Annotated in this window: 6 protein-coding genes; 5 read left to right on the top strand and 1 reads right to left on the bottom strand. The window is 63.4% G+C overall.

The features are described 5' to 3' along the window. Positions 1-98 precede the first annotated feature (98 nt). The 5 genes from EOC06_RS29090 (at position 99) to EOC06_RS29070 (ending at position 4,596) form a co-directional block, all read left to right on the top strand. Positions 99-431 carry a helix-turn-helix transcriptional regulator gene (locus EOC06_RS29090; protein ID WP_127323175.1) on the top strand — a complete coding sequence of 111 codons (333 nt, stop codon included), beginning with the start codon at positions 99-101 and terminating at the stop codon, positions 429-431. 22 nt (positions 432-453) lie between these two features. Next, positions 454-2,334, top strand: coding sequence for an ABC transporter ATP-binding protein/permease (locus EOC06_RS29085; protein ID WP_127268239.1), 1,881 nt, complete (start codon positions 454-456; stop codon positions 2,332-2,334). A gap of 108 nt (positions 2,335-2,442) precedes the next feature. After that, positions 2,443-2,790: an antibiotic biosynthesis monooxygenase gene (locus tag EOC06_RS29080; protein ID WP_127268238.1), complete on the top strand. Its 348-nt coding sequence runs from the start codon at positions 2,443-2,445 to the stop codon at positions 2,788-2,790. Between the two features lie 285 nt (positions 2,791-3,075). Next, on the top strand, positions 3,076-3,774 hold the full coding sequence (locus EOC06_RS29075) for a phosphatidylserine decarboxylase (RefSeq protein ID WP_127268237.1): 699 nt from the start codon (positions 3,076-3,078) through the stop codon (positions 3,772-3,774). A gap of 75 nt (positions 3,775-3,849) precedes the next feature. Next, positions 3,850-4,596: a phosphatidylcholine/phosphatidylserine synthase gene (locus EOC06_RS29070; protein WP_236383118.1), complete on the top strand. Its 747-nt coding sequence runs from the start codon at positions 3,850-3,852 to the stop codon at positions 4,594-4,596. 27 nt (positions 4,597-4,623) lie between these two features. Here EOC06_RS29070 and EOC06_RS29065 read toward each other — a convergent pair. Beyond that, positions 4,624-5,436 (bottom strand): AMP-binding protein (locus EOC06_RS29065; RefSeq protein WP_164898795.1); only part of this gene is annotated, 813 nt, incomplete at its 5' end.

Here is a 5,436-nt window from a genome sequence, read left to right as displayed (position 1 = left end):
CCTTTGGTGACATCTCCCCCTCAAGGGGGGAGATTAGGTCGCTCTACCCATCGGGGTAGCTTGCCGCAGACCTGCTCATCGTCTATCGCCGATGGACGATGACTGAATCCCTTATGGAAACAAACGCACCTGGCTGCACCCCGGACAGCCGAGCCGTTGCCACCCGGCTGGCAGCACTTTCGCACCCGGCTCGGATCGAAATCCTGAAATACTTGTCCGCAAGCAACTCCTGCTACTGCCGCGAAGTCGTCGATCGGTTCGATCTGGCGCAATCCACCGTGTCACAACATTTGAAGATACTGGTCGAAGCCGGGCTGGTTCGCTTCGAGCCCGATCGCCAGCGTTCGCGCTATGCGATCGACCGTGCCGCGCTCGCCGATGTTTCTGCATCGGTGGCCGCCCTCGTCAATTCCTGCTGCTCCGGCCGCTGAAAATAAGAAGAAGGCGCCAAAAATGGCCGAAAAAACCGTCTCCGACTCCTCGACCTTCAAGACGCTGCTCAATCTGTGGCCCTACATGTGGCCGGCGGACCGCGCCGATCTGAGAGCCCGGGTCACCTGGGCGACGCTGTTGCTCGTCGTCGCCAAGCTGACGCTGGTCGCCGGTCCTTATTTCTTCAAATGGGCAACGGACGCGCTGGCCGGCGACTCCAAATCGGTACCACCGCTGCCGACATTTCTGCTGGCGCCGGTCATGCTGGTCGTCGCCTACAATGTCGTGCGCCTGGTGCAGCTTGGCTTCAATCAGCTGCGCGACGCGCTGTTTGCCCGCGTCGGCCAATACGCGGTGCGCCAGCTCGCCTTCCGCACCTTCGTTCACATGCACCAACTATCGCTGCGCTTCCACTTGGAGCGTCGCACCGGCGGCCTGTCACGCATCATCGAGCGCGGCACCAAGGGCATCGAGACGATCGTGCGCTTCATCATGCTCAACACCGCGCCGACCATCCTCGAATTCGCGCTGACCACCGGCATCTTCGCCTACACCTATGGCTGGAAATATGTGGTCGTCGTCGCGGTCACCGTCTGGGTCTATGTCTGGTTCACGGTGCGCGCCAGCGACTGGCGCATCTCGATCCGCCGCGACATGAACGACAGCGACACCGACGCCAACACCAAGGCGATCGACTCGCTGCTCAATTACGAGACGGTCAAATATTTCAACAACGAAAGCATGGAAGCCGAGCGCTTCGACCGCTCCATGGCACGCTACGAGGTCGCCGCGACGCGCATCTGGACCTCGCTCGGCTGGCTGAATTTCGGCCAGGGCATCATCTTCGGCCTCGGCACCGTCATCGTCATGTGCATGTCGGCGCTTGAAGTGCAGGCCGGCACGCAGACGGTCGGTGACTTCGTCTTCATCAACGCCATGCTGATGCAGCTGTCGGTGCCGCTCAATTTCATCGGCTTCATCTACCGCGAAATCCGCCAGGGGCTGACCGACATCGAGCAGATGTTCGACCTTCTGGATGTGCCGCAGGAGATCGTCGACAAGCCGGATGCCAGGCCGCTCGCCGTGAGCGCCGGCAAGGTCGAGTTCCGCGACGTGCATTTTTCCTATGACCCGAACCGCAAGATCCTGAAGGGCATCAGCTTCGAGGTGCCGGCCGGCAAGACCGTCGCCATTGTCGGGCCTTCGGGTGCCGGCAAATCGACCATCTCGCGGCTTCTGTTCCGCTTTTACGACGTTCAGTCCGGCCAGGTGTTGATCGACGGCCAGGATATCAGGGACGTGACGCAGGAGAGCCTGCGTGGCGCGATCGGCATGGTGCCGCAGGACACCGTGCTGTTCAACGACACCATCGCCTACAACATCCGCTACGGCCGCATCGGAGCCAGCGAGGAGGACATGCAGAAAGCCGCTGAACTAGCCCAGATCGGTCCGTTCATCGAGCGATTGCCTGACGGCTACAAGTCGATGGTCGGCGAACGCGGGCTGAAGCTTTCGGGCGGCGAAAAGCAGCGCGTGGCGATCGCCCGCACCATCCTGAAGGCGCCGCCGATCCTGATGCTCGACGAAGCGACCTCGGCGCTCGACAGTCACACCGAGCAGGAGATCCAGGCCGCGCTCGATCTGGTCAGCCGTGGCCGCACCACCATCGTCATCGCCCACCGCCTGTCGACGGTCATCACGGCCGATGAGATCATCGTGCTGCAGGACGGCCAGATCGCCGAGCGCGGCACCCATGCCGAGCTGATGCGCAAGCATGGCCTCTACGCCTCGATGTGGGACCGCCAGCGCGAGGCGACCGAGGCCGAGGAGCGCCTACGCATCGCCCGCGAGGGCGACGAGCTTGGCGTTGTCGTTCGTCGGCGAACGTCGGAGGTGAATTGAAAGTTCGGCGCATGACCTGATTTTTGCGCTTGACCTCAACATAAGTTGAGATTGTAGGCCGTTCCTGGAGCCCAAAAAACACCATGATCCAGGAACGGAGAAATCGAAATGAGCAAGACAAATCAGAGCGTTGACGGCCGCAGCGTGTTCAGGGTGGACAAGTTCGTCGTGCCTGCCGCCGCCCGCGAGGAGATACTCGCCAAGGTCAGGACAACGCATGAATTGCTGCGCCTGCAGCAGGGGTTCGTGCAGGATTTCCTGCTCGAGCAATTCTCAGGGCCGGGCGAGTTCAACCTTGTGACCATCGTCGAATGGGAAAGCCAGGCAGCCATCGACAACGTCGTGCCGATCGTCAAGGCCGCGCACGAGCGCATCGCTTTCAACCCGCACGAGACGATCGCCCGGCTCGGCGTGCGCGCCGACATCGCCAACTATCAGCGGGTTCCGGGGCTTTAGAAAAGCCGTTACGGCCAACCGATGCCAGGTGCCGGCGCTTCGACGCTGAACACCTGGCCGGTGCGGGCTTCAGAACGTCTTGGGATTTGGGATCATGGACGGGCAACCTTTTCCCGCGCCTTGAACCGTCGGTGTCCCGAATTCTGCGGACAACGACACTGACCGGGCAAGCGGATCGCGACCCCTGCCGGTTGCGGCCAATATGGCATTCCCCATTGTTGCGTTGCGGCGAGGGGGGCTTTCGGCTATTGAGGCCCCACCTGAAACGGAGCCCGTTTACACCCGATGAGCCTTGTCGATACGGTCAAGAACGCGTTCGTACCGATCCATCGCGAAGGCTATCCCTTCATCGCGGCCTTTGGCGCGGCGACGCTTTTCCTCGGCTATTTCTCCTCGATCCTGTTCTGGATCGGTCTGATCCTGACGGCCTGGTGCGTTTATTTCTTCCGCGATCCCGAGCGCGTCACGCCGGTCGATGACCGCCTGGTGGTCAGCCCCGCCGACGGCATCATCTCGGCGGTAGGACCCGCCGTGCCGCCGCGCGAACTCGGCCTCGGCAATGCCGAGATGACCCGCATTTCGGTGTTCATGAACGTCTTCTCCTGCCACGTGAACCGCGCCCCGGTGCGCGGCCGTATTGCGAAAATCGAGCACCGGCCGGGCAAATTCCTCAATGCCGAACTCGACAAGGCCAGCACCGAGAACGAGCGCAACGGCCTGGTCATCGAGAGCCCCAACGGCACGGTCGCGGCCGTCCAGATCGCCGGCCTGGTGGCGCGCCGCATCGTCTGCTGGGCCGAGGCCGGCGGCTCAATCGGCACTGGCGAGCGTTTCGGCCTGATCCGCTTCGGCTCGCGTGTCGATGTGTTCCTGCCCCTGACCGCCACGCCGCGCGTTGCCGTCGGCCAGACGGCGGTTGGCGGCGAAACCGTGCTGGCTGAATTCGGCGGTGTTGCCGGCACGCCTCTTGTTCGGGTTTCCTGACCGGTGGGCACGCAATACAAAAAGTTCGAGGCCCATGCCAGCGGCGGTCCGCGCATCCGCGAAATCCCGATGCGCATGGTGCTGCCCAATCTGGTCACCGTGCTCGCCATCTGCGCCGGCCTGTCCGGCATCCGCTTCGGCTTCGAAGGCCGCTTCGAGCCGGCGGTGGTGATGGTGCTGCTTGCCGCCTTCCTTGACGGCATCGACGGCCGCCTGGCGCGGATGTTGAAGGCGACCTCCAAATTCGGCGCTCAGATGGATTCGCTGGCCGACATCGTCAATTTCGGCGTTGCCCCGGCTCTGGTGCTCTATGCCTTCCTGCTCGACCGCGCCGGCTCGCCGGGCTGGATCGCGGCACTGCTGTTCGCCATCGCCTGCGGGTTGCGGCTCGCCCGTTTCAACGTGCTCGACGACGAGAAGGGCGATCGCCCCATATGGCAGTCCGAATATTTTGTCGGCGTGCCGGCGCCGGCGGGCGCCGTGCTGGTGATGCTGCCGCTCTATCTCTATTTCCTGCGCACAGGGCTGGAGCCCAGTCGCCCCGCCGCCTTCGTCGCCACCGGCTTCACCATCCTGGTCGCCTTCCTGCTGGTCAGCCGGCTGCCGGTCTATTCCGGCAAGAGCCTAAGGATCCCGGGCGACAGGGTGTTGCCGATCATCCTCGGTGTCGTACTCTACGTGCTCCTGCTGATGACCTATCCCTGGTACACGCTGACCGCCTCGGTCGCCGGCTACCTGATCTTCCTGCCATTCAGCGTGCGCGCCTATTCGAAGCGCGCCAAGCGCGAGGGCGAGAAAGTGCCGCCCTCCGATATAGGTTAGAAAATTCGCAGAAGTGCTTGATCTGACTCAGGCCGCGACGCCGAGCCCCAGCCTGTCGATTGCCAATTTCCTCGTCGACACATAGTCGGTCTTGCCGGAACCCAGCACCGGGATTTCCTCCACCTTGACGATGTCGTTCGGCACCATCAGTTCGGCTGCGCCCGCCTGTTTGCCGAATTTGCGCAGCTCGTCGGGATTGGCATCGTCGGCGGTAGTGACCAGCACGATGCGCTCGCCGCGTCTCTTGTCGGGCACCGCCACAGCCGCGTGGCGCTCCTCCGGCCACAGCGACTGCACCAGCATCTCGACCGCCCCCAGCGACACCATCTCGCCGGCGATCTTGGCGAAGCGCTTGGCGCGGCCGCGAATGGTGATGAAGCCCTCGCGGTCGACGGCGACGATGTCGCCGGTATCGTGCCAGCCGGTCAGCGGCTGCAACTCACCGGGGCGGTCCGACGTCATGTAGCCCATCATCAGGTTCGGTCCGTCGAGCCACAATTGGCCGGCGTCGGAGATGCCCTCGACCGGCTCCAGCTTCATGCGCATGGCCGGCAGCAGCCGGCCGACCGTACCATCGCGGCCATGGATTGCCGTGTTGACGGCAACCACCGGTGCCGCCTCGGTCAGCCCGAAACCTTCGATGATCTCGGCCTGGAAGCGCTCGCGATAGACGCGGCGGGTTTCCGGCTTCACCGCCTCGGCGCCGGCGACGACGAAGCGCAGGCTGGAAAAATCGCCGTCCTTGGCGGTGCGCGCATAGTTGGCGAGGAACGTGTCGGTGCCGAACATAATGGTCGGCTTCACCTTGCGCGCCACCTCGGGGATGATCTTGTAGTGCAG

This window comes from Mesorhizobium sp. M7A.F.Ca.MR.362.00.0.0, assembly GCF_004023175.1.
In the GTDB taxonomy this organism is placed as follows: domain Bacteria; phylum Pseudomonadota; class Alphaproteobacteria; order Rhizobiales; family Rhizobiaceae; genus Mesorhizobium.
Note: the sequence above shows the minus strand (reverse complement) of the source record. Positions and strands in the feature narration are given on the sequence as shown.

Excerpts from the sequence above, each read along its gene's own strand:
- EOC06_RS29075 (WP_127268237.1), top strand. The coding sequence starts at position 3,076 with ATGAGCCTTGTCGATACGGTCAAGAACGCGTTCGTACCGATCCATCGC.
- EOC06_RS29070 (WP_236383118.1), top strand. The coding sequence starts at position 3,850 with ATGGTGCTGCCCAATCTGGTCACCGTGCTCGCCATCTGCGCCGGCCTG.
- EOC06_RS29085 (WP_127268239.1), top strand. The coding sequence starts at position 454 with ATGGCCGAAAAAACCGTCTCCGACTCCTCGACCTTCAAGACGCTGCTC.
- EOC06_RS29090 (WP_127323175.1), top strand. The coding sequence starts at position 99 with ATGACTGAATCCCTTATGGAAACAAACGCACCTGGCTGCACCCCGGAC.
- EOC06_RS29080 (WP_127268238.1), top strand. The coding sequence starts at position 2,443 with ATGAGCAAGACAAATCAGAGCGTTGACGGCCGCAGCGTGTTCAGGGTG.